Annotated in this window: 20 protein-coding genes and 2 tRNA genes; 8 read left to right on the top strand and 14 right to left on the bottom strand. The window is 68.1% G+C overall.

The features are described 5' to 3' along the window. Positions 1–28: 28 nt before the first annotated feature. Both AB1K56_RS13520 and AB1K56_RS13515 read left to right on the top strand, forming a co-directional pair. On the top strand, positions 29–601 hold the full coding sequence (locus AB1K56_RS13520) for a DNA helicase (RefSeq protein ID WP_371206072.1): 573 nt from the start codon (positions 29–31) through the stop codon (positions 599–601). After that, complete coding sequence (locus AB1K56_RS13515) at positions 598–1,080, top strand: aminoacyl-tRNA deacylase (protein ID WP_371206071.1); 483 nt, start codon at positions 598–600, stop codon at positions 1,078–1,080. Before AB1K56_RS13520 ends, AB1K56_RS13515 begins: the two co-directional genes overlap by 4 nt. On the opposite strand, the gene AB1K56_RS13510 is transcribed toward AB1K56_RS13515, so the two are convergent. From AB1K56_RS13510 to dnaA, 14 genes are all read right to left on the bottom strand, one after another. Continuing rightward, the gene (locus AB1K56_RS13510) at positions 1,081–1,512 is read right to left on the bottom strand and encodes an NUDIX hydrolase (RefSeq protein WP_136586369.1); all 432 of its coding nucleotides are present in this window, start codon (positions 1,510–1,512) and stop codon (positions 1,081–1,083) included. A gap of 100 nt (positions 1,513–1,612) precedes the next feature. Then, positions 1,613–3,040 carry a GntP family transporter gene (locus tag AB1K56_RS13505; RefSeq protein ID WP_371206070.1) on the bottom strand — a complete coding sequence of 476 codons (1,428 nt, stop codon included), beginning with the start codon at positions 3,038–3,040 and terminating at the stop codon, positions 1,613–1,615. Between the two features lie 44 nt (positions 3,041–3,084). Beyond that, complete coding sequence (locus tag AB1K56_RS13500) at positions 3,085–3,987, bottom strand: NAD(P)-dependent oxidoreductase (RefSeq protein WP_371206069.1); 903 nt, start codon at positions 3,985–3,987, stop codon at positions 3,085–3,087. Between the two features lie 57 nt (positions 3,988–4,044). Continuing rightward, positions 4,045–5,460, bottom strand: a complete 1,416-nt coding sequence (locus tag AB1K56_RS13495) for a four-carbon acid sugar kinase family protein (RefSeq protein WP_371206068.1) — start codon at positions 5,458–5,460, stop codon at positions 4,045–4,047. 113 nt (positions 5,461–5,573) lie between these two features. Next, positions 5,574–6,254, bottom strand: a complete 681-nt coding sequence (locus tag AB1K56_RS13490; protein ID WP_371206067.1) for a FadR/GntR family transcriptional regulator — start codon at positions 6,252–6,254, stop codon at positions 5,574–5,576. A 191-nt stretch (positions 6,255–6,445) separates the two neighbouring features. Continuing rightward, a tRNA-Ala gene (locus tag AB1K56_RS13485) sits at positions 6,446–6,518 on the bottom strand. A gap of 14 nt (positions 6,519–6,532) precedes the next feature. After that, a tRNA-Ile gene (locus AB1K56_RS13480) sits at positions 6,533–6,606 on the bottom strand. Between the two features lie 68 nt (positions 6,607–6,674). Further along, on the bottom strand, positions 6,675–7,076 hold the full coding sequence (locus tag AB1K56_RS13475; protein ID WP_136586371.1) for a DUF3566 domain-containing protein: 402 nt from the start codon (positions 7,074–7,076) through the stop codon (positions 6,675–6,677). After that, positions 7,073–9,703, bottom strand: a complete 2,631-nt coding sequence (gene gyrA, locus AB1K56_RS13470) for a DNA gyrase subunit A (protein WP_264629574.1) — start codon at positions 9,701–9,703, stop codon at positions 7,073–7,075. Before gyrA ends, AB1K56_RS13475 begins: the two co-directional genes overlap by 4 nt. Before the next feature lie 60 nt (positions 9,704–9,763). After that, complete coding sequence (gene gyrB, locus AB1K56_RS13465) at positions 9,764–11,800, bottom strand: DNA topoisomerase (ATP-hydrolyzing) subunit B (RefSeq protein WP_371206066.1); 2,037 nt, start codon at positions 11,798–11,800, stop codon at positions 9,764–9,766. Positions 11,801–11,919: 119 nt separating this feature from the next. Next, entirely contained in the window at positions 11,920–12,408 is a 489-nt protein-coding gene (locus AB1K56_RS13460) for a DUF721 domain-containing protein (RefSeq protein WP_136586374.1), read from the bottom strand. Then, on the bottom strand, positions 12,401–13,555 hold the full coding sequence (gene recF / locus AB1K56_RS13455) for a DNA replication/repair protein RecF (RefSeq protein ID WP_371206065.1): 1,155 nt from the start codon (positions 13,553–13,555) through the stop codon (positions 12,401–12,403). Before recF ends, AB1K56_RS13460 begins: the two co-directional genes overlap by 8 nt. Before the next feature lie 54 nt (positions 13,556–13,609). Then, positions 13,610–14,758, bottom strand: coding sequence for a DNA polymerase III subunit beta (gene dnaN, locus AB1K56_RS13450; RefSeq protein WP_371206064.1), 1,149 nt, complete (start codon positions 14,756–14,758; stop codon positions 13,610–13,612). A gap of 450 nt (positions 14,759–15,208) precedes the next feature. Beyond that, on the bottom strand, positions 15,209–16,528 hold the full coding sequence (gene dnaA, locus AB1K56_RS13445) for a chromosomal replication initiator protein DnaA (RefSeq protein WP_371206197.1): 1,320 nt from the start codon (positions 16,526–16,528) through the stop codon (positions 15,209–15,211). A gap of 417 nt (positions 16,529–16,945) precedes the next feature. Between dnaA and rpmH the strand changes: the two genes are divergently transcribed. From rpmH to rsmG, 6 genes are read left to right on the top strand one after another with little or no spacing between them, the layout of a single operon-like run. Continuing rightward, the gene (gene rpmH, locus AB1K56_RS13440) at positions 16,946–17,083 is read left to right on the top strand and encodes a 50S ribosomal protein L34 (protein WP_005054680.1); all 138 of its coding nucleotides are present in this window, start codon (positions 16,946–16,948) and stop codon (positions 17,081–17,083) included. A gap of 8 nt (positions 17,084–17,091) precedes the next feature. Further along, entirely contained in the window at positions 17,092–17,436 is a 345-nt protein-coding gene (rnpA, locus tag AB1K56_RS13435) for a ribonuclease P protein component (RefSeq protein ID WP_136586378.1), read from the top strand. After that, positions 17,433–17,789: a membrane protein insertion efficiency factor YidD gene (yidD, locus tag AB1K56_RS13430; protein WP_371206063.1), complete on the top strand. Its 357-nt coding sequence runs from the start codon at positions 17,433–17,435 to the stop codon at positions 17,787–17,789. Before rnpA ends, yidD begins: the two co-directional genes overlap by 4 nt. Before the next feature lie 2 nt (positions 17,790–17,791). Continuing rightward, positions 17,792–18,865 (top strand): membrane protein insertase YidC, encoded by a 1,074-nt coding sequence (gene yidC, locus AB1K56_RS13425; RefSeq protein WP_371206062.1) that lies wholly within the window; start codon positions 17,792–17,794, stop codon positions 18,863–18,865. 15 nt (positions 18,866–18,880) lie between these two features. Next, the gene (locus tag AB1K56_RS13420; protein ID WP_136586380.1) at positions 18,881–19,384 is read left to right on the top strand and encodes a R3H domain-containing nucleic acid-binding protein; all 504 of its coding nucleotides are present in this window, start codon (positions 18,881–18,883) and stop codon (positions 19,382–19,384) included. 8 nt (positions 19,385–19,392) lie between these two features. Beyond that, entirely contained in the window at positions 19,393–20,022 is a 630-nt protein-coding gene (gene rsmG, locus AB1K56_RS13415; RefSeq protein ID WP_371206061.1) for a 16S rRNA (guanine(527)-N(7))-methyltransferase RsmG, read from the top strand. The last annotated feature ends 50 nt before the right edge of the window (positions 20,023–20,072 follow it).

Here is a 20,072-nt window from a genome sequence, read left to right as displayed (position 1 = left end):
TACATCCCATCGACAGGGAGGATGAGCCGTGGGCCTCAGCCGCAAGAGCAAGAAGGAACTGCGCAAGCTCCAGAAGCACGCCGCCAAGGTGTGGGAGTCGCAGCAGGTGCTGCTGAGCGAGAGCGGGAAGGTCGCTCGTGAAGCCGGCCACCAGCTCGGTCGCTTCAGCCGCGAAGACCTCGTCCCCGCCGTGCAGGACGGCTACAACAAGTACGCCGCGCCGTACGTCGACAAGAGCGTGAAGTACAGCAACCGCTTCCTCAGCAACAAGGTCGTCCCGGCCGCCGGAGCCGTCGTCGGCGGTGCTCTCTCGGTCTGGGACGCGGCGGGCGACACCCGTGACCGTCTCGCCAAGGGCAAGGGCTTCGAGCTCGACGCCCACAAGTACGCCAAGCGTGCCGAGAAGTACGGGAAGCAGGCGTCGAAGCGCCTTTCCAAGAAGCTCCCCTCGCAGCACGACGGCATCGGCGCCGGTGGCGTGATCGCCATCATCCTGGGCGTCGTGGCCGCGGCGGGCGTGGCATACGCCGCGTGGCAGACGCTGCGCGCCGACGACGAGCTGTGGGTGGCCGACGACCCGCTGCGCGCACCGGACGCGTGAGCGATCCCACCATCAGAGTCAGAGAGGCCGCGCACGAGCGCGGCCTCTCTGTCGATGTACGCGAGCGCCCCGCGGCCTCGAGTCTCGTCGAGGCGGCGGGCCTCCTCGGCATCCCTCCCTCCGCCATCGTGAAGACGCTCGTGGTCAAGCGCTCCGACGACACCTACCTGTTCGCCCTGGTGCCCGGCGACCGTGCCATCTCATGGCCCAAGCTGCGCGCGGTCGTGGGCGTGAACAAACTCCGGCTGCCCGAACCCGAACTCGCTCTCGCCGCGACCGGTTACGAACGCGGCACGATCGTGCCGATCGGCAGCACCACCGCCTGGCCGGTCTTCGCCGACGAACGCATCGTCGGCGAGCGGATCGCGATGGGAGCCGGCGCACACGGCTACAGCCTGTTCGTCGACGCCGACGATCTGATCGCCGCGTACGGTGCCGTCGTCGCCGACATCACCACGGAGAGCCCGCAGCGGGGGTGATCAGGGCCGCGGCAGGTCGGCCATCCGGAAGGCGATGTCGACCAGCTGCACCCGGCGCACCTTCCGCGCCGCTGCGAGGGTGAACCACGCCGCGCGATCCGTCGACCCGTCCGTCTCGAACCGGAGGCGACCGCCGACGATTCGCGCGCGATAGACGATCCTCAGCGCGTGCAGGGGTTCCGACGCCCCGTCGGCGAGACGCGCCTCGGCCGGGATGACGCGGGAATGGATGCCGAGGAGGTCGCCGACGACCACTCGGAACCCGGTCTCTTCGCGTACCTCCCGACGGACCGCGTGGGCCGGATCCTCGCCCGGCTCGAGGCCGCCACCGGGGAGCGTCCAGGCCGCCCGCCGACCGTCGATCCAGTGGGCGAGCAGCACGCGGTCGTCGGCGTCGGTGATGACGGCGTACGCGGCGACCCGCATGTCCATGACCAGACTCTAGCCATGTCCGTCCTCTCGCGAGGTCGCGTGACGCCGAGGCCCGCCCGGTCCGCTCGGGGGCGGACGCGGGCGGGCGTGCAGACCGGGGTCATCCCACCGCGGTGGCGATCCCCCAGAACACCCCGACGAGGGCGAAGCCGCACAGACCGAGAACGGTGGTCAGGACGGTCCAGGTGCGCAGGCCGTCTCCGACGCTGAGGCCGAGGTAGCGGGTGACCACCCAGAAGCCCGAGTCGTTGACGTGCGACAGACCGAGCGCACCGAAGGCGATCGCCAGGGTGATCGCCACGATCTGCAGCATCGAGTAGCCCCCGTCGGCGACGGTGTCGGCGAGCAGACCGGCGGTGGTCAGGATGGCGACCGTCGCCGATCCCTGCGCGGCGCGCAGGGCGAGCGACACCACGAACGCCAGGACGAGGACGGGCAACCCGGTCTGCAGGAGCACGCTCGACAGCGCCGAGCCGATGCCGCTCTCGGTGAGCACTCGCGCGAACGCACCGCCGGCGCCGCTGACCAGGATGATCGCGGCCGTCGGCGGCAGCGCCGACTCGAGCACGTCGCTGATCTTGTCCCGGCCCCACTTACGGCGGACCCCGAGGAAGTAGATCGCGAGCAGCACGGTGACCAGCAGCGCGAAGAGGGGCGCTCCGATGAACTGGGCGATGTTGCGCACGGGGTCACCCGACGGCAGGACCGTCGCGGCCGTCGTGCCGATGCCGATCATGACGAGGGGCGTCACGATGAGGGTGAGCACCATGCCCGCGGACGGGGGCGCGACCGTGGAGGTGACCGTACCGGTGACGGTCGTCTGCACGCCGTTGCGCCCGGCCTGCTCGAACATCTCCTTCGTCGAGGCGAGCATGGCGACCTCACGGCGCGTCAGACGGTTGGCCAGCAGGTGGCTGACGAACGCCAACGGGATGGCGATGACGATGCCGACGATGGTGAGCCACCCGATATCGGCGCCGAGGAGGGCGGCTCCGCCGACGACGCCAGGGTGGGGCGGGACCGAGACGTGGACGGCGAGCATGATGCCCGCCACGGGAAGACCGAACCGCAGAGGCTTCAGCCCCGCCGCCTGAGCGAAGCCGTAGACGATGGGGACGAGGATGATGAATCCGACGTCGAAGAACACGGGGATGGCCAGCACGAGGGCGGCACCGGTCAGCGCGGCGCCCACGCGCTTCGGTCCGAGGATCTCGGTGAAGCGCCCCGCCAGGCTCGACGCGCCGCCCGACAGTTCGATGATCCGGCCCAGCATCGCCCCGAGCGTGATGAGGATGGCGATGGAGCCGAGGGTGCTGCCGAGGCCCGCGACGATGGCGGGCACGACACCGAGCTTCTCGGGGGTGTCCTCCGTCGCGGGCACGGTCGCCAGCGGCAGTCCCGCCGCCAGACCCACGATGATGCTGACGATCAGCAGCGCGAGGAACGCGTTCAGCTTGAGTCTGATGATGAGGAGGAGGAGAAGGAGGATGCCTCCGACTCCGATGGCCAACAGGACGGGCGTGCTCATTTCGCGAGGTCTCCCTTGACGGTGCGGGTGGGCGGGTGGAGGTGTCAGGACCGACGGGTCGGGGCGGAGATGCGGATGACGGCGGAGTCGTCGATCTCGCCCAGACCCTGGGTCTGCGCGACGAGATAGCTCTGTTCGGCGGCGGCGGCCAGCGGTGCGGGCAGTCCCGCGCGACGGGCCGCGGCGCCGACGATCCCCATGTCCTTCACGAAGATGTCGAGACGGCTGAGGACCTCGGCGCCCTCGTCGTCCCACGCCTGCAGCATCCGCGGTCCGCGGTTGCCCAGCATGAAGGATGCCGCGGCCCCGGCCTGCAGGGCCTCGAGGGTGCGCTCGAGGTCGAGACCCAGGCGGTCGGCGAGAGCGAGAGCCTCGGCCGCGGCGGCGATGTGCACGCCGCACAGCAGCTGATTCACGGTCTTCAACGCCTGCCCGTCGCCGGCGCGTTCGCCGACGACCGTCAGGGTCGAGGCGAGGGCGTCGAGCACCGGTCGGGCGATCTCGAGGTCGGCGGGTGCCGCACCAACGACGATGAGCAGATCGCCCTCTCGGGCACGGACGGGACCTCCGCTGAGTGGCGCGTCGACCAGTCCGATGCCCCGTTCGGCGAGGACGGATGCCACCTCGGTCACGCCGTCGGTGCCGACGGTGCTCGTGAGAACGACGACGGCTCCCGCGCTCAGCACGTCCGCGATCCCCGCGGCTCCGAAGAGCAGGTCGGAGAGCTGCGCCGAGTCGCGCACGGCCACGAGAACGACCTGGGCTCCGGTGGCGGCATCCTGGGCCGACGCCGTGGGGATGACACCCTCCTTCTCCGCGAGCGCGAGACGTGCGCCGGCGATGTCGAACCCGCGCACGGGCAAGGTCTCGGCGAGGCGGGCGGCCATGGGGAGGCCCATCGCTCCGAGTCCGAGGACAGCGACGGTGGGTGCGGGGACGGCGGTCATGGGTGGTGCTCCTCTGCGGGTGGGGGGAAGGGGGTCTGCGCCTGTCGGACGCCGCGGTCAGGGGGTGGCGGACAGTCGCTGGACGGCCGCGGTGAGCGACGTGTCGTCGCCGACGTTGCCCGCGAAGACGACGTAGGGGATCCCGGCGGCGAGGCCGTCGACGGCTTCCCAGACCGAGACGATGCCCGGGAACAACGATCCCTTCACGTGGGCCCGGCGGATGTCAAGACCGCGCGTGGCGACGTCGCTCGAGGTGATTCCCCCCTTGGCGATGACGAAGCGGGGAGTGCGTCGTTCGGCGACGGCGTGCACGCTGTCGACGACGGCCTGGGACACGCGGCGCGAGATCCGCAGGCTCTCATCGGGATCATCCGTCCGGACGAGCGCGCGGCTGGTGTGCAGGACGACGTCGCCGTGCACGAGCGCTTCGGACACGGCGGCGACAGCCTGGTCCACCTCGTGCGCCCCGGTCGCGGCGTCGAGCAGACGGGGGACGTCGATCTCCACGACCGCCGCGAGATCGCGATGAGTGGTGAGATGGGCGAGCTGCCGGCTGGTGAGTCCGACGTGGGAGCCGACCACGATCAGGCCGCCACGGGTGGCGCCGTCGGCGCTCATCTGATCGGTGGCGAGAGGATCGCGACGACGCTGTCCGATGCGGGCGCGCAGGAACGGGGGTCCGACGCGGTAGACGAACACGCGCCCCTCCGCCTCGACGATCTCGAGTCCGAGCGCCACCTGCACGAGGTCCTCTTCGACGACCGCGTCGACCACGATGGGGGCGCCGACCGGAGCCGACCTGAGCACCTCGGCGACGGCTTCCGCACCGCGCCGGAGGACGTCGATGTCCACTCCGACGACATCGGACGCCTCGATGCGGCCGCGCGACTTCTCCTCGACCCAGTCGGCCAGGCGCGAAGAGGCGAACCCGAAGGTCGAGTCCTTCGCGAACTCGGTGTCGCCGATGGGGGTGAACCGGTCTCCGTGGAGCACGCCATGGATTCCGTGGACGGTGATGCGGCCGGCATCCGGGAAGGCGGGGACGATGACAACGTTCGCGACGGCGGAACCGCCCGCGTTCGCGATCTCCGACGAGATGACGTCGGGCTCGAGCGGGTAGTGGCCGCGCAACGTGGAGTCGCTGCGGCTGACGAAGTCGACCCGCAGGTCCACCGCGGCCGCGGCTTCCCGGGCATTGCGCACGACCTCGCGGTTGATCCGCTCGGCAGTCTGCGGGTCGAGACTCCGCGAATTGGTCAGCACATAGACGGCGGGCGCTCCCGATGCGAAGGCCCAGGTGAAGTCGTCGACGTCCCACGCTCCGAGAACGGGAAGGTCGGCGACCGATTGGGTGCCGGTGGGATCGTCGTCGAGCACGACGAACACGCGCCCGCTGTCGGCGACGCGCGCCGCGAGGGCATCGACGTCGGGCTCGGCGGCCGGCGGCAGCGCGTGCAGATCGATGGATGCCACGTTCACTCCTCGTCATCGAGAAAGCGGCCACTCCGCCGCCTTGCTGTCAGGTGTATGACAGCATGCAGCAGTCAGGAGGTACACGTCAAGTCCGGAGAAGAGCCTCCCGAGGATCAGCGCAGGACGAAGTGCCGCAGGTCGTCGAGCGTCTGCTGAAGGTGGTGCTCCATCGCGGCCCGGGCTGCCACGCTGTCGCGGGAGCGGAGCGCCCCGACGATCGACCGGTGCTCCTCGATCGCGTGCTGCTGGATCTCCGGCACCCGCGACGTCTCGGTGCGACGGTCGGCGAGCACCTCCGTCAGCGGCGCGAGCAGAACCGCGAGGAACAGGTTGCCCGAGGCCTCGAGGATCACGCTGTGGAACCGCAGGTCGGACGCGACGAACGCGTCCACGTCGGAGCGCTGCGCCGCCTCGACCATCGCTACGATGCAGGCTTCGCAGTCGTCGAGCGCCGCGTCTGAGATCAGGGGGGCCGCGAGCGCAGCGGCCTCGCATTCGATGAGCCGTCGTGTGGAGATGAGCTGCTCCGAGACGGTCGCGTCGTCGCCATGGGCTGCGCGGTAACGCAACGCATCCGGAACCGACCGCCACGCCTCGACCGGCGCCACTCGCGAGCCGATGCCGGAGACGACCCGCACGATGCCGCGCGTCGAGAGCGTCCGCAGGGCCTCGCGCACCGTGACGCGGCTGACATCGAACTGCTCGCCGATCTCCGCCTCGCTGGGCAACGGATCGCCGGGGCCGAGCTCTCCGGCGATGATGCGGTCGAGCAGGTCGTCGGCGACCGTGTTCACCAGAGATTTCCGGCGGCTCACCGGGTCGTCTCCCGCGCCGCGGACACCCGCCGCACGCCGCTCAATCGCACCGCCGTCATGCGTCCAGAGTACGACGTACGATGTGGCGCTGCCGTCGTCACCGCGGGGGATCGGAGCGGCTCCGATACGCGAGAAGCCGACCCGAAGGTCGGCTTCTCTTATCGTCGATGTGGAGCCTAGGAGATTCGAACTCCTGACATCCTGCTTGCAAAGCAGGCGCTCTACCAGCTGAGCTAAGGCCCCGCGAGGGAAAGGGGTGGGGCTACCAGGACTTGAACCTGGGACCTCTTCATTATCAGTGAAGCGCTCTAACCGCCTGAGCTATAGCCCCGTCTCGCTGACGTGATCACGTCAACCTCGAAGACTTTACCGGACTTGCGAGGTTTTGACGAATCGGCGTCAGTTCGAGGTGAAACCGACGAGCAGACCGCCGGTCACCTTCACCGCGAGATTGTAGATCCCGGCCATCACCGCACCGAGGACCGTCACGACGACGAGGTTCAGGATGGCCACGATCGCCGCGAATGCCATGACCTGCGGCAGACCGATGTACTGCGACAGCGTCGCACCGCCGTCGGTGAAGCTCGTGAAGAACTCGTCGAGCTTGGTGAGCAGCGTCGCCGAGACCACCAGGTAGATGAGGAAGTACGACACGACCGTCACGATGGCCAGAGCGACGGCCACCAGGAACGACAGCTTCACCGCCGACCAGAAGTCGATGTAGACCAGGCGGAGACGCACCTGCTTCGCAGGGGTCTTGTGAGTCGACTTCTTGGCGAGTTTGTCGGCTACCGTGCTCATGCGTCAGTACTTTCCTCGGGGGTCTCGGGAGTGGAGGCGGTGGCCTCGTCCGCGTCATCCGCGGCGGGCTCCGTGGTCGTCTCCGTCGTCTCGGCCAGGTTGCGCTCGGCATTTCGCGCGATCGCGATGATCTTGTCGTCGCCTCCTGCACGGGCGAAAACGACACCCATCGTGTCGCGACCCTTGGCAGGCACCTCGGCCACGGAGGAGCGTACCACCTTGCCACTGGCAAGAACCACAAGGACCTCGTCGGTCTCGGACACCATCATGCCGCCCGCGAGAACGCCGCGATCGTCGGTCAGGCGGGCCACCTTGATGCCCAGACCGCCGCGGTTCTGCATGCGGTATTCGGTCACGGCGGTGCGCTTGGCGTATCCGCCCTCGGTGACGACGAAGACGAATTCGTCGTCCTTGGCGACGGATGCCGACAGAAGGCTGTCGCCCTCGCGGAAGTCCATGCCCTTCACGCCCGAGGTCGAACGCCCCATCGGGCGCAGAGCGCTGTCGGTCGCGGAGAACCGGAGCGACATCCCCAGCCGGCTGATGAGGAGGATGTCGTCACCCTCGTCGACGAGCAGTGCGCTCACGAGTTCGTCGGCACCACCCTGATCGGCGTCGCCGCCCTCCTCGGAGCCCTGATCGCGGAGCTTGATCGCGATGACACCGCCCTGGCGGTTGGTGTCGTACTCGTCGAGGCGGGTCTTCTTCACCAAACCGCCACGCGTGGCGAGCACGAGGTACGTCGCCACCTGATAATCGCGGATGTCGAGGATCTGGGCGATCTCCTCGTCGGGCTGCAGCGCGAGGAGGTTCGCGACGTGCTGGCCCTTGGCATCCCGACCGGCCTCGGGGACCTCGTAGGCCTTCGAGCGGTACACGCGGCCCTTGTTCGTGAAGAACAGCAGCCAGTGGTGGGTCGTCGTGACGAAGAAGTGCTCGACGACGTCGTCGGCGCGCAGCTGCGCGCCCTTCACGCCCTTGCCACCGCGGTGCTGGGAACGGTAGTTGTCGCTGCGCGTGCGCTTGATGTAACCGTCGCGCGTGACGGTGACCACCATCTCCTCTTCGGCGATGAGGTCTTCGATCGACACGTCGCCGTCGAATCCGTGCAGGATCTCGGTGCGGCGGTCGTCGCCGAAGCGGTCGACGATCGCGGTGAGCTCGTCGCGGATGATCGTGCGCTGGCGGGCCGGCGTGGCGAGGATGTCGTTGTAGTCGGCGATGCGCGCCTCGAGCTCGGTGGCCTCGTCGACGATCTTCTGCCGTTCGAGTGCCGCCAGACGACGCAGCTGCATATCGAGGATCGCCTGCGCCTGGACCTCGTCGATGTCGAGGAGCTTCTGCAGGCCCTCGTTGGCATCCTGGGCCGTCGGGGAACGACGGATGAGCGCGATGACCTCGTCGAGGGCGTCGAGCGCCTTGAGGTAGCCGCGCAGGATGTGCATGCGCTCCTCCGCCTTGCGCAGGCGGTAGCGCGTGCGGCGGACGATGACCTCGACCTGGTGGTCGATCCACAGGCTGATGAACCCGTCGAGCGACAGCGTGCGCGGCACCCCGTCGACGATCGCCAGCATGTTGGCGCCGAAGTTCTCCTGAAGCTGAGTGTGCTTGTACAGGTTGTTCAGCACGACCTTGGCGACGGCGTCGCGCTTGAGCACGATGACGAGGCGCTGGCCCGTACGACCCGAGGTCTCGTCGCGGATGTCGGCGATACCGGTGATCTTGCCCTCGCGCGCGAGGTCGCCGATCTTGACCGCGACGTTGTCGGGGTTCACCTGGTACGGCAGCTCGGTGATCACCAGGCAGGTGCGGCCCTGGATCTCCTCGATGTTGACCACGGCGCGCATCGTGATGGAGCCGCGACCGGTGCGGTAGGCGTCCTTGATGCCGCGCGTGCCGAGGATCTGCGCGCGGGTCGGGAAGTCGGGCCCCGGGATGCGCTGCATGAGCGCCTCGAGCAGCTCCTCGCGGGTGGCGTCCGGGTTCTCGAGGGCCCACAGCGCTCCGGCCGAGACCTCACGGAGGTTGTGCGGGGGGATGTTCGTCGCCATACCGACGGCGATGCCGACGGACCCGTTCACGAGCAGGTTCGGGAAGCGCGCCGGCAGGACCGTCGGCTCCTGCGTCTGACCGTCGTAGTTGTCCTGGAAGTCGACGGTCTCTTCTTCGATGTCGCGCACCATCTCGAGCGCGAGAGGGGCCATCTTCGTCTCGGTGTAGCGGGGGGCGGCCGCCCCCTGGTTTCCGGGCGAGCCGAAGTTGCCCTGGCCGAGGGCGAGGGGGTACCGCAGCGACCACGGCTGCACGAGGCGCACGAGGGCGTCGTAGATGGGGGCGTCACCGTGCGGGTGGTAGTGGCCCATCACCTCGCCGACGACGCGCGCGCACTTCGAGAACGACTTGTCGGGGCGGAAGCCGCCGTCGTACATGCCGTAGATCACACGGCGGTGCACCGGCTTGAGACCGTCGCGCACGTCGGGCAGCGCGCGACCGACGATCACGCTCATCGCGTAGTCGAGGTAGCTCCGCTGCATCTCGAGCTGCAGGTCGACCTGGTCGATCTTGCCGTGGTCGTGCACCGGTTCGCCCCGGACGTCGTCGGGCTCGGGCGTGGTGTCGTCAGCCATGTCTTCTCAGTTCCGTAGTGCGTTCGTCGTCTGTCGGTGCCGTGTCTCGCGTCGGCGAGATCAGATGTCGAGGAAGCGGACGTCTTTGGCGTTGCGCTGGATGAAGCTGCGGCGCGACTCCACGTCTTCGCCCATGAGGACGGAGAAGATCTCGTCGGCCGCGGCCGCGTCGTCGATCGTCACCTGCTTCAGCGTGCGGGTCTGGGGGTCCATCGTGGTCTCCCAGAGCTCGTGGTCGTTCATCTCGCCGAGACCCTTGTAGCGCTGGATGCCGTTGTCTTTGGGGATCCGGCGACCCGAGGCCTGCCCGTCCACGAGCATCGCGTCGCGCTCGCGGTCGCTGTAGGCGTACTCGTGGGGGTGGTTCGACCACTTCAAGCGGTACAGCGGCGGCTGCGCGAGATAGACGAAGCCCGCCTCGATGAGACCGCGCATGTACCGGAACAGCAGGGTCAGCAGCAGGGTGGTGATGTGCTGGCCGTCGACGTCGGCATCGGCCATGAGCACGATCTTGTGGTACCGCGCCTTCGCCATGTCGAAGTCTTCGCCGATGCCCGTGCCGAAGGCCTGGATCATCGCCTGGACTTCTTTGTTGCCCAGGGCGCGATCGAGGCGAGCGCGCTCGACGTTGAGGATCTTGCCGCGCAGCGCGAGGATCGCCTGCGTGTGCGGGTCGCGGCCCTGCACGGCCGAACCGCCGGCGGAGTCACCCTCGACGAGGAAGATCTCGCTGATCGACGGGTCTTTCGAGGTGCAGTCCTTGAGCTTGTCGGGCATCGCGGCGGACTCGAACACGCTCTTGCGGCGAGCGGTCTCACGCGCCTTGCGCGCGGCCAGGCGCGCGGTGGCCGCGTCGATCGCCTTGCGGATGATGTTCTTCGCCTGGCCGGGGTTGCGGTCGAACCAGTCGCCCAGCTTGTCGCCGACGACCTTCTGGACGAAGGCGCGCGCCTCGGTGTTGCCGAGCTTCGTCTTGGTCTGGCCCTCGAATTGGGGCTCGGACAGCTTCACCGAGATGACGGCGGTGAGACCCTCGCGGATGTCGTCGCCGGTGAGGTTGTCGTCCTTCTCTTTGAGGAGGTTGTTGGCGCGGGCGTAGCGGTTGACCAGCGTGGTCAGCGCGGCGCGGAAGCCCTCTTCGTGCGTGCCGCCCTCGTGCGTGTTGATGGTGTTCGCGTAGGTGAAGACGTTCTCGGTGTACGCGGTCGTCCACTGCATGGCGAGCTCGAGGGCGATCTTGCGCTCGGTGTCCTCGGACTCGACCTCGATGATCTCGTCGTTGACGACGTCGGCCTTGCGCACGCGGTTGAGGTGCTCGACGTAGTCGACGAGGCCGCGCTCGTACAGGAACGAGTCGTGGCGGGCCTCGGTGACCTCTTCGCCCGGCTCGCCCTCGGTGACGACGGACTGCGGGCGCTCGTCGCGCAGGCTGATGCGCAGTCCCTTGTTCAGGAACGCCATCTGCTGGAAGCGCGTGCGCAGCGTGTCGTAGTCGAAGTCGATGGTGTCGAAGATCGTGGCATCCGGCCAGAACGTGATCGACGTTCCGGTCTGATCGCTCTCCTCGCCCTTCTCGAGCGGGGCCAGCGGAGACCCGCCGTCGCGGAACGACTGGCGCCACACGTGACCCTGGCGACGCACCTCGACCTCGAGGCGCGTGGAGAGCGCGTTCACGACAGAGGAACCGACGCCGTGCAGACCACCCGAGACCGCGTAGCCGCCGCCGCCGAACTTGCCACCCGCGTGCAGGACGGTGAGGACGACCTCGACCGTGGACTTGCCCTCGGTGCGGTGCATGTCGACCGGGATGCCGCGACCGTTGTCGACCACGCGGACGGCGCCGTCCTGGAGGATCGTGACGTCGATCGTGTCGCAGTAGCCGGCGAGGGCCTCGTCGACGGAGTTGTCGACGATCTCTTGCACGAGGTGGTGGAGCCCGCGCTCACCGGTCGAACCGATGTACATACCGGGGCGCTTTCGGACGGCCTCGAGACCCTCGAGCACCTGGATGGCGTCTGCCCCGTACTCGTTGGGAACCTTCGCGGGGGTGGTCGCTTCGGGTTCCTCGGAAACGCTGTCGGGGTTATCGGACGTCATGAGTGAGCGCGCTCCAGATCGATTCGTCGGAAACCCCATCTTACCGCGCGGGTGCCCGCGAAATGGCGTGTACGCCCCTACGCGGGGAGAAATCGTGTCGATCCGGGATCGACCATGGCCTAACCGTAGGTATCGCGCGGACCGCGGCCTGGAACGGCTCTGGGCCCCCATTTCCAAGAGGGGACGTCAGGCCCGACGAAGCGGATGGCCTCGACTCCCGCCTCGGGGAAGCGGCGGATGATCTCCGACAGGATGTGCGCCCGCATCAATTGGAGCTGCTTGGCCCACGCGGTCGAGTCGGCCTGGACGGTCAACGTGCCGGCATCCAGAGCCACCGGGCGCGTATGTGCGGCGGTGTCGGCTCCCGCCACCTCGTCCCACGTGCGCACCAGATCTTCCCGCGAGAGCTGAGGTTCCCACCCAGCCGACCGGGTCAGCGACGACAGCACGTCGCCCAGGCCGCGGGGATCGCGCCCCGGTGCGAAGGGGGCGTTGTCGCCGTCGTCGACGCGACGGCGACGCTTCTTCTTGCGGTACGGCGAGGGCTCGAGCCCGCGCAAGCGCAGGTACGTGGCCATGGTCTCGGGGAGTTCGCCCTCGTCACTCATCGCGCGCCTCTGCGATGCGACCCGCGTCGACCCGCACCACGTGCGCGCGGAGCCCCTCGGGAACGTCCTCTTCGACCGCGGACGTCACGATGACCTGCTCGTAGCCCGACGCGAGCTCGGCCAGGCGCTGCCGGCGGCCCGCGTCGAGCTCGGCGAAGACGTCGTCGAGGATGAGGACGGGGTCGCCCAGGCGCGATTCCGCCCGCAGCAGTTCGGCCGAGGCGAGCCGCAGGCCGAGCGCGACCGACCAGGACTCCCCGTGCGAGGCGTAGCCCTTCACCGGCAGCCCGCGCACTTCGAGCACGAGGTCGTCGCGGTGCGGACCGACGAGCGTCAGCCCGCGCTCGAGCTCGGCGTTGCGGCGCGAGGCGAGGGCGGCGCGGAACTGGTCCCCCAGGGGAGCGGAAGAACCAGACGGGCCCGCGGACTCCCCCTCCTCGGGATCGCCGCCGCCGACGGAGAGCGCCCACGACAGCCGCGGGGCGTGGTCGGCCCCGGCGATCGCCGCGTACGCCTGCGCCATCGGCTCCGACAGATCGGATGCCAATGCCATGCGCGCCTCGATCACCTCGGTGCCGAGGGTCACGAGCTTCTCATCCCACACGTCGAGTGTGCTCAGGGCGTCGCCGCGCACGCCTCGAGCGCGCGCGGACTTCAACAGCGCGGTGCGCTGGCGCACCACGCGTTCGTAGTCGCCGAGGACCGCCGCCATGCGCGGCGTCCGCTGAACGATCAGCTGGTCGGCGAAACGGCGGCGGGCCGACGGATCGCCGCGGACGATCTGCAGGTCCTCGGGCGCGAACAGCACGACCTGCGCGTACCGCGGGAGTTCGGACGTGCGGACGTTCACGCCGTTCACACGGGCCTTGTTCGCACCCTGCCGGTTGAGCTGCAGTTCGAGCAGCACGCTGCGCTCACCGTGGGCGAGGCGTGCGCGCACGATCGCGGCATCCGTTCCGTCGCGCACCATCGGTGCGTCGTTCGAGACGCGGTGCGAACCGAGGGTGGCGAGGTAGGCGACTGCTTCGACGAGGTTCGTCTTGCCCTGGCCGTTGCGCCCGACGAAGAGATTGGCTCCCGGGGAGAGCGCGACATCGGCGCCCGCGTAATTGCGGAAGTCCTTCAGTCCGAGCTGCTCCACGATCACCGAGTCAGACTACCCGTCGCCTCCGACACAGCCGAGGCGAGGGGTGCCCGACGATCAGCGCAGCAGGAGGTTGGGCTGCAGGAGGTACTTGAACGATCCTTCGCCGCCCTTGTCGACCGAGGTCTGCGGGGTCACGAGGACCGGGCTGAGCTTGTTGGCGTTGTCGCTCGAGGTGAACGTGATGCGCGCGAACTCGCTGCGGACCGCGCCGAGCGACTCGAGGAGGTATTGGGGGTTCAGTCCCAACGTCACCTCGTCGCCGACGAGCGTCGCGTCGACGGACTCGGTCGCGCGGGCCTGCTCCGTACCCGAGGCGTCCATCGAGACGCCGTCGGCCCCGAAGGTGAAACGTAGGGGGGCGGACCGGTCCAGCACGAGGGCGACGCGTCGGACGGCTTCGGCGAGATCCGCGGTGTTCACGACGCTGTGGTGCTCGGTCTGGGCGGGGAACAGTCGGCGCACGGGGGGGAAGTTCCCCTTGATGAGCAGCGAGGTCACGGTCTTGTTGCCCGACGAGAACGCGATGATCTCGCGGTCTCCCGAGCCCGAGAACGCGATCGAGATGTCGCCGCCGTGCGCGAAGGTCTTACCGACCTCCTGCAGCGTGCGGGCGGGGACGAGCGCGGAGGTCGGCTCGTCGGATGCCGCGGCCCCGCCGTCCCAGGGGATCTCGCGCAGGGCCACGCGGTAGCGGTCGGTGGCGACGAGGCTCAGCTGCGTTCCGGTGACCTCGAGCTGCACGCCGGTGAGGACCGGGGTGACGTCGTCGCGCGACGCGGCGAAGGCGACCTGGGCGATCGCCGTGGCGAACTCGTCGGCGGGGACCAGGCCGGACTCCCCGGTGACCTCGGGGATCGCGGGGTATTCCTGGACGGGCATGGAGGCGAGCGTGAATCGCGCCGAGCCGCACGTCAGCAGGATGCCGTCGTCGTCGACGGCGATCTGGATCGGGGCGTTGGGAAGCCGGCTGGCGATGTCGCTGAGCAGACGGCCGTGGACGAGGATCGTGCCCGGTTCGTCGACCGTGGCCTCGATGGTCGTCCGTGCGGACGCCTCGTAGTCGAAGGCGGCGAGGGTGAGTCCCTGCTCTCCGGCCTCGATCAGCACACCGGCGAGGATCGGCTGCGGGTTGCGCTGAGGCAGGAGCTTGACCACGAACGAGACGGCTTCGCTGAACACATCGCGATTGACGTGGAACTTCACGGGCGCTCCCTTGACGGCGGGTATGGCTTACCCATGCTAGTGCCCCGTTCCGGTGGAGCCCGCGTCGCTCGATTCGCACGGCAAGGTCATCGAATCTCTCTTAACAACGAGAAATGATCTTCATCTTGTTAACCGCTGTGGACAGTGTGGATAACTCTCGACACGCGTGTTAACACAAGGGATCGCGAGGGTTGTTAACTGTGGACGCGCTGAGGGAAGCCTGGGCAGTTAACAGCGATGGCCGAGGGTGGCCTCGCACCGCCATCCACAGAGTTAACGCGTTCGTGCACATCTCATCCGCAGCAAATCCGAGTTATCCACAGGTTTTCCACACTGTGCAGAACTCGCTGAAACATCGTGTCGAGCGCAGGCAGGAGCTCCGTCGAGGGCCGAAAACGACCGAAGGGTCCGTCCGAGAACCTCGGACGGACCCTTCGCGGAGACGGGCGCTCAGCGCATGCGGCCGAGCTGGCTGGTGATCTCCGAGACCTGGTTGAAGATCGAGCGGCGCTCCTTCATGAGGTCGCTGATCTTCTTGTAGGCGTACATCACGGTGGTGTGGTCGCGGTTGCCGAAGAGCTGGCCGATCTTCGGCAACGACAGACTCGTCCGCTCACGGCACAGGTACATCGCGATCTGACGCGCCGTCGCGACGGCCTGCGAGCGACTCGAGCCGTAGAGGTCGTCGACCGAGAGCTTGAAGTACTGGGCGGTCGCCGTGATGATGTCGGTCGGCGAGATGACGTTCGCGTCGTCTTGATCGATGATGTCGCGCAGCACCGTCTGGGCGAGCGACATGTCGAGGGTCGACCGGTTCAGGCTCGCGAACGCCGAGACGCGGATGAGGGCGCCCTCGAGTTCGCGGATGTTCGACGAGACGACGGTCGCGATGTACTCGAGCACGTCGTCGGGGATGAGCAGTCGCTCGCTCTGCGCCTTCTTGCGCAGGATCGCGATACGCGTCTCGAGGTCGGGGGCCTGCACGTCGGTGATGAGACCCCACTCGAAGCGGCTGCGCATGCGGTCTTCGAAGCCGGTCAGCTGCTTCGGCGGCAGGTCGCTGGTGATCACGACCTGCTTGTCGTGGTCGTGCAGGGTGTTGAACGTGTGGAAGAAGGCTTCCTGCGTCTCGGCTCGACCCTGGAGGAACTGGATGTCGTCGATCAGCAGGATGTCGACGTCGCGGTATCGCGCTTGGAACGCCGAGCCGCGGTTGTTGGCGATTGAGTTGATGAAGTCGTTCGTGAACTCTTCGCTGGAGACGTACCGGACGCGGATACCGGCGTACATGCTCGCGGCGTAGTCGCCGATCGCGTGGAGGAGGTGCGTCTTGCCGAGCCCCGAATCCCCGTAGATGAAGAGGGGGTTGTACGCCTTGGCCGGCGCTTCGGCGACGGCGACCGCGGCCGCGTGGGCGAAGCGGTTGGACTGCCCGATGACGAAGTTGTCGAAGGTGTACTTCGGATTGAGTCGGGTGTCGTTCCGCGAGGCGGGGACGATGGGATCGGGGGCCTGCTCCACCGCCGGCCCGCTCGAGGCGGCCTGCGAGCGGTCTCGTCCCGCAGCGCGGTCGGATGCCGCCGATGCGGGCGATGCGGCCGGCCGCGGCGTGTCGACCAGATCGGGGTTGACCACGACCCGGAAGGTCCCGACGGCCGGATCCTCGCCCTGCACCTGCGCGAGGGCCTCCATGATCGGCGCCCGCATGCGCTTGTTGAACTGCGCGGCGGTCAGATCGTTGGGGACGTCGAGGTACAGCGTCCCTCCCATCACGCCCTGCGGAACCGCGAGGTTCAGGAAGCCGTGCAGCTGGGGGGTCACGCGGTCGTCGGTGAGAAGATGGTCCAGCACGGCCGACCAGACGGGGACATCCGGTACTTCGTGCAAAGACATATCCCCTCCGGGATCTAGACGCGACGGGTGATCGACGTGTCGCGCCGAACCTGTGGATAACTTCCGGGGCCACGCTAGTTCGCGGCTCACGCGGAGCAAAATCCACTGTAAGACCCGGCCGCGTGTCTTTGCCACGCTTGTGGACAACGCCTGGGGATAATGGGCGGTCACCTCCCCGGTTTGAGTTAACGCCGCGCGCGACGTAGCCTTAGTCGGTTGACTTATGCCTATACGGCAGTCCCGACCCCGTCCCCGGCAGAAGAGCATCGGGCGACACCACCTCCGGAGTGACCCATGAGCAAGCGCACCTTCCAGCCCAACAACCGCCGCCGCGCCAAGAAGCACGGCTTCCGCGCCCGCATGCGCACGCGTGCCGGCCGCAGCATCCTCTCGGCGCGTCGCGCCAAGGGCCGTACCGAGCTCTCGGCCTGACAGACCCGGTGCTCGCGAAGCCGAACCGACTCACCCGCGGATCGGACTACAAAGCCACAGTCCGACGGGGTTCTCGTTGTGCCGGAGCGCACACGATCACCTACGTCGGCTCGTCGGCCGAGGTCAGTACCGACGCCCCGCGATTCGGCTTCATCGTGAGCCGACAGGTCGGCTCCGCCGTCACCCGCAACACCATCCGCCGCCGCCTCAAGGCGGTGTGCGCCGAGGCGCTCCCGTCCATACGCGGGGGCGCCTCGATCGTCATCCGTGCACTTCCCTCCGCCGCCACGATCGACTACGCGACCCTTCGCGCCGACGTGGTGAGGTGCCTCGAACGAAAAGCGTCAGCATGAGCGCTTCGACACTCCCGACCTCGTCGACGGGCACCGGCCGACTCCGGGCGGACGCCGTCCTGGCATCCGTGCCCCTGCTCCCGCGGAACGCGGGGCTCGCGCTCCTGCACGGCTATCGCGCCACGATCTCGCACGTCTACGGCGACGTGTGCAAGTACTACCCGTCCTGCTCCGCCTATTCGGTGGGCGCCGTGCAGCAGCACGGACTCGTGAAGGGCATCGCGTTGACCGCGGCCCGTCTCGCACGGTGTCATCCCTGGGCTCAGGGTGGCATCGACGACGTCCGTCCTCACCGGGCCTTCCGCCACGAACTCACTCGGCACGGTTTCGTCGTGCCCGCCCGAAAGGACTGATCGTGCAATTCGATCTCATTGGGACCATCCTCTGGCCGCTGAAATGGGCGGTCGAGCTCGTGCTCGTGGGCTGGCACGCGCTGTTCACGGCCCTCGGCATGGCTCCGGCCGCCGGCCTCACGTGGGTGCTGTCCATCGTCGGCCTCGTCCTGATCGTCCGCGCGGCTCTGATCCCGCTCTTTGTGAAGCAGATCAAGAGCCAGCGGAAGATGATGGAGATCGCCCCCGAGCTCCGCAAGGTGCAGGAGAAGTACAGGGGCAAGCGCGACCAGCTCTCCCGCGAGGCGATGAGCCGCGAGACGATGGCGCTGTACAAGAAGCATGGCACCACGCCGGTTTCCAGCTGCCTGCCTCTGCTCGTGCAGATGCCGATCTTCTTCGCGCTGTTCAGCGTGCTCAACGACGTGTCGAAGCACGCGGCGAGCGGCGTCGGCGGAGTGGGGCTGCTGACCCCCGAACTCACGACCGAGTTCTACGACGCGCGCCTCTTCGACGTGGCATCCATGCACGTGAACCTGGTCACCGCGTGGAGCCAGCCCGATGGGCAGGTCACCGTCGCGATCCTCCTGACCCTGGTCGTACTGATGATCGGGTCGCAGTTCTTCACCCAGCTGCAGATCATCTCGAAGAACCTGTCGCCTGAGGCCAAGACCGGTCAGGCGTACCAGATGCAGAAGATCATGCTCTACATCCTGCCGCTGGCGTTCATCTTCTCGGGCGTCTTCTTCCCGCTCGGTGTCGTCATCTACTGGTTCGTCAGCAACCTGTGGACGATGGTTCAGCAGTTCGTGGTCATCCGCGAGATGCCCACCCCCGGCTCGGACGCGGCGAAGGCCCGCGAGGAGCGACTCGCACGCAAGGGCAAGGCCATCGACTCGTCGGGCAAGGTCGTGGCGATCGAGAAGTACCAGGCCGAGCAGCAGCGTCTTCTCGAGGAGGCGGAGCGTGCGCGCGCCGCGGCCCCGAAGCGTCAGCAGCCCGTCGGCAAGCAGCGCGCGAAGAAGCAGCAGTCCGCCAAGAAAACCGGAGCCGCGGGCGGTCCCGCGGGTAGCCCCGGCTCCTCCCCCGCCTCCTGAGACCCGGAGATCACGATGACGACGTCCGATCAGATCGCCCCCGACCAGACCGCCGCCACTGAGGAGCAGCTCGAGCAGGAGGGCGACATCGCCGCCGACTACCTCGAGGGTCTCCTCGACATCGCCGACATCGATGGCGATCTGGCGCTCGATGTGCGCGCGGGACGCGCGTACGTCTCGGTCGAGGCGGAGGACGCCGAGGCTCTCGGCAGCCTGTCGCACCCCGACACCGTGCAGGCGCTGCAGGAGCTCACGCGGCTGGCCGTTCAAAACGCGACGGGGCGCTTCTCGCGCCTGATCCTCGACATCGGCGGCTCGCGGGATGCCCGCCAGCGTCAGCTGGAGACCCTCGTCGACCGTGCGATCGCCCGTCTCGACGAGGGCGCCTCGCAGGCGTCGCTGCCCGCCATGTCGAGCTACGAGCGGAAGCTCGTGCACGACATCGCGGCCGACCGTGGGTACTCCTCCGAGTCGTTCGGTGAGGGCGCCGACCGTCACACCGTGCTGCGTCGCGGCTGAACGTCGAGATGTCGGAGCAGCTCGAGACCGAGCCGGCCGTCGCGGCGTCGCTCTTCGGCGACAACATCGATCGAGCGCGTCGGTTCACCGAGAACCTCGCGCGACACGGTGAAGAGAGGGGCCTCATCGGCCCGCTCGAAGTACCGCGCCTGTGGACGCGTCACATCCTGAACAGCGCCATCGCGGCGCCGTATTTCCACGGACGGTCCGTCGACGTGGGCTCCGGTGCCGGCCTTCCGGGTCTGGTGCTGGCGATCGCACGGCCCGATGTGGAGTGGACGCTCATCGAGCCCATGGAGCGACGGACTGCGTGGCTCACGGAGCAGGTGGCCGAGCTAGAGCTGTCGAACGTCACCGTTGCGCGCATGCGTGGCGAGGAGTGGACGGGCGGACGCGTCTTCGACGTGGCCACGGCCCGCGCGGTGAGCGCGCTGCGCACCCTGCTCCCGTTCACCGCTCCCCTCGTCCGACCCCGGGGGAAGCTGGTCTTCCTCAAGGGAGCGAACGTCGCGGCAGAGGTCGACGCCGCGGCGAAGCAGATCCGCAAGTTCGGTCTGGAAGACGTGACGGTCGAGATCGTCGGCGAGGGCGTGCTCGACGAACCGACGAGGGTGTTGTCCGCGACCGTTTCACGCTGACGTCGGCGATAAAAGCCGTTTGATCTGGTATTTATTTCTGTTTATCGGTG

This window comes from Microbacterium sp. BWR-S6Y (assembly GCF_041379845.1).
GTDB lineage: Bacteria > Actinomycetota > Actinomycetes > Actinomycetales > Microbacteriaceae > Microbacterium > Microbacterium hydrothermale.
Note: the sequence above shows the minus strand (reverse complement) of the source record. Positions and strands in the feature narration are given on the sequence as shown.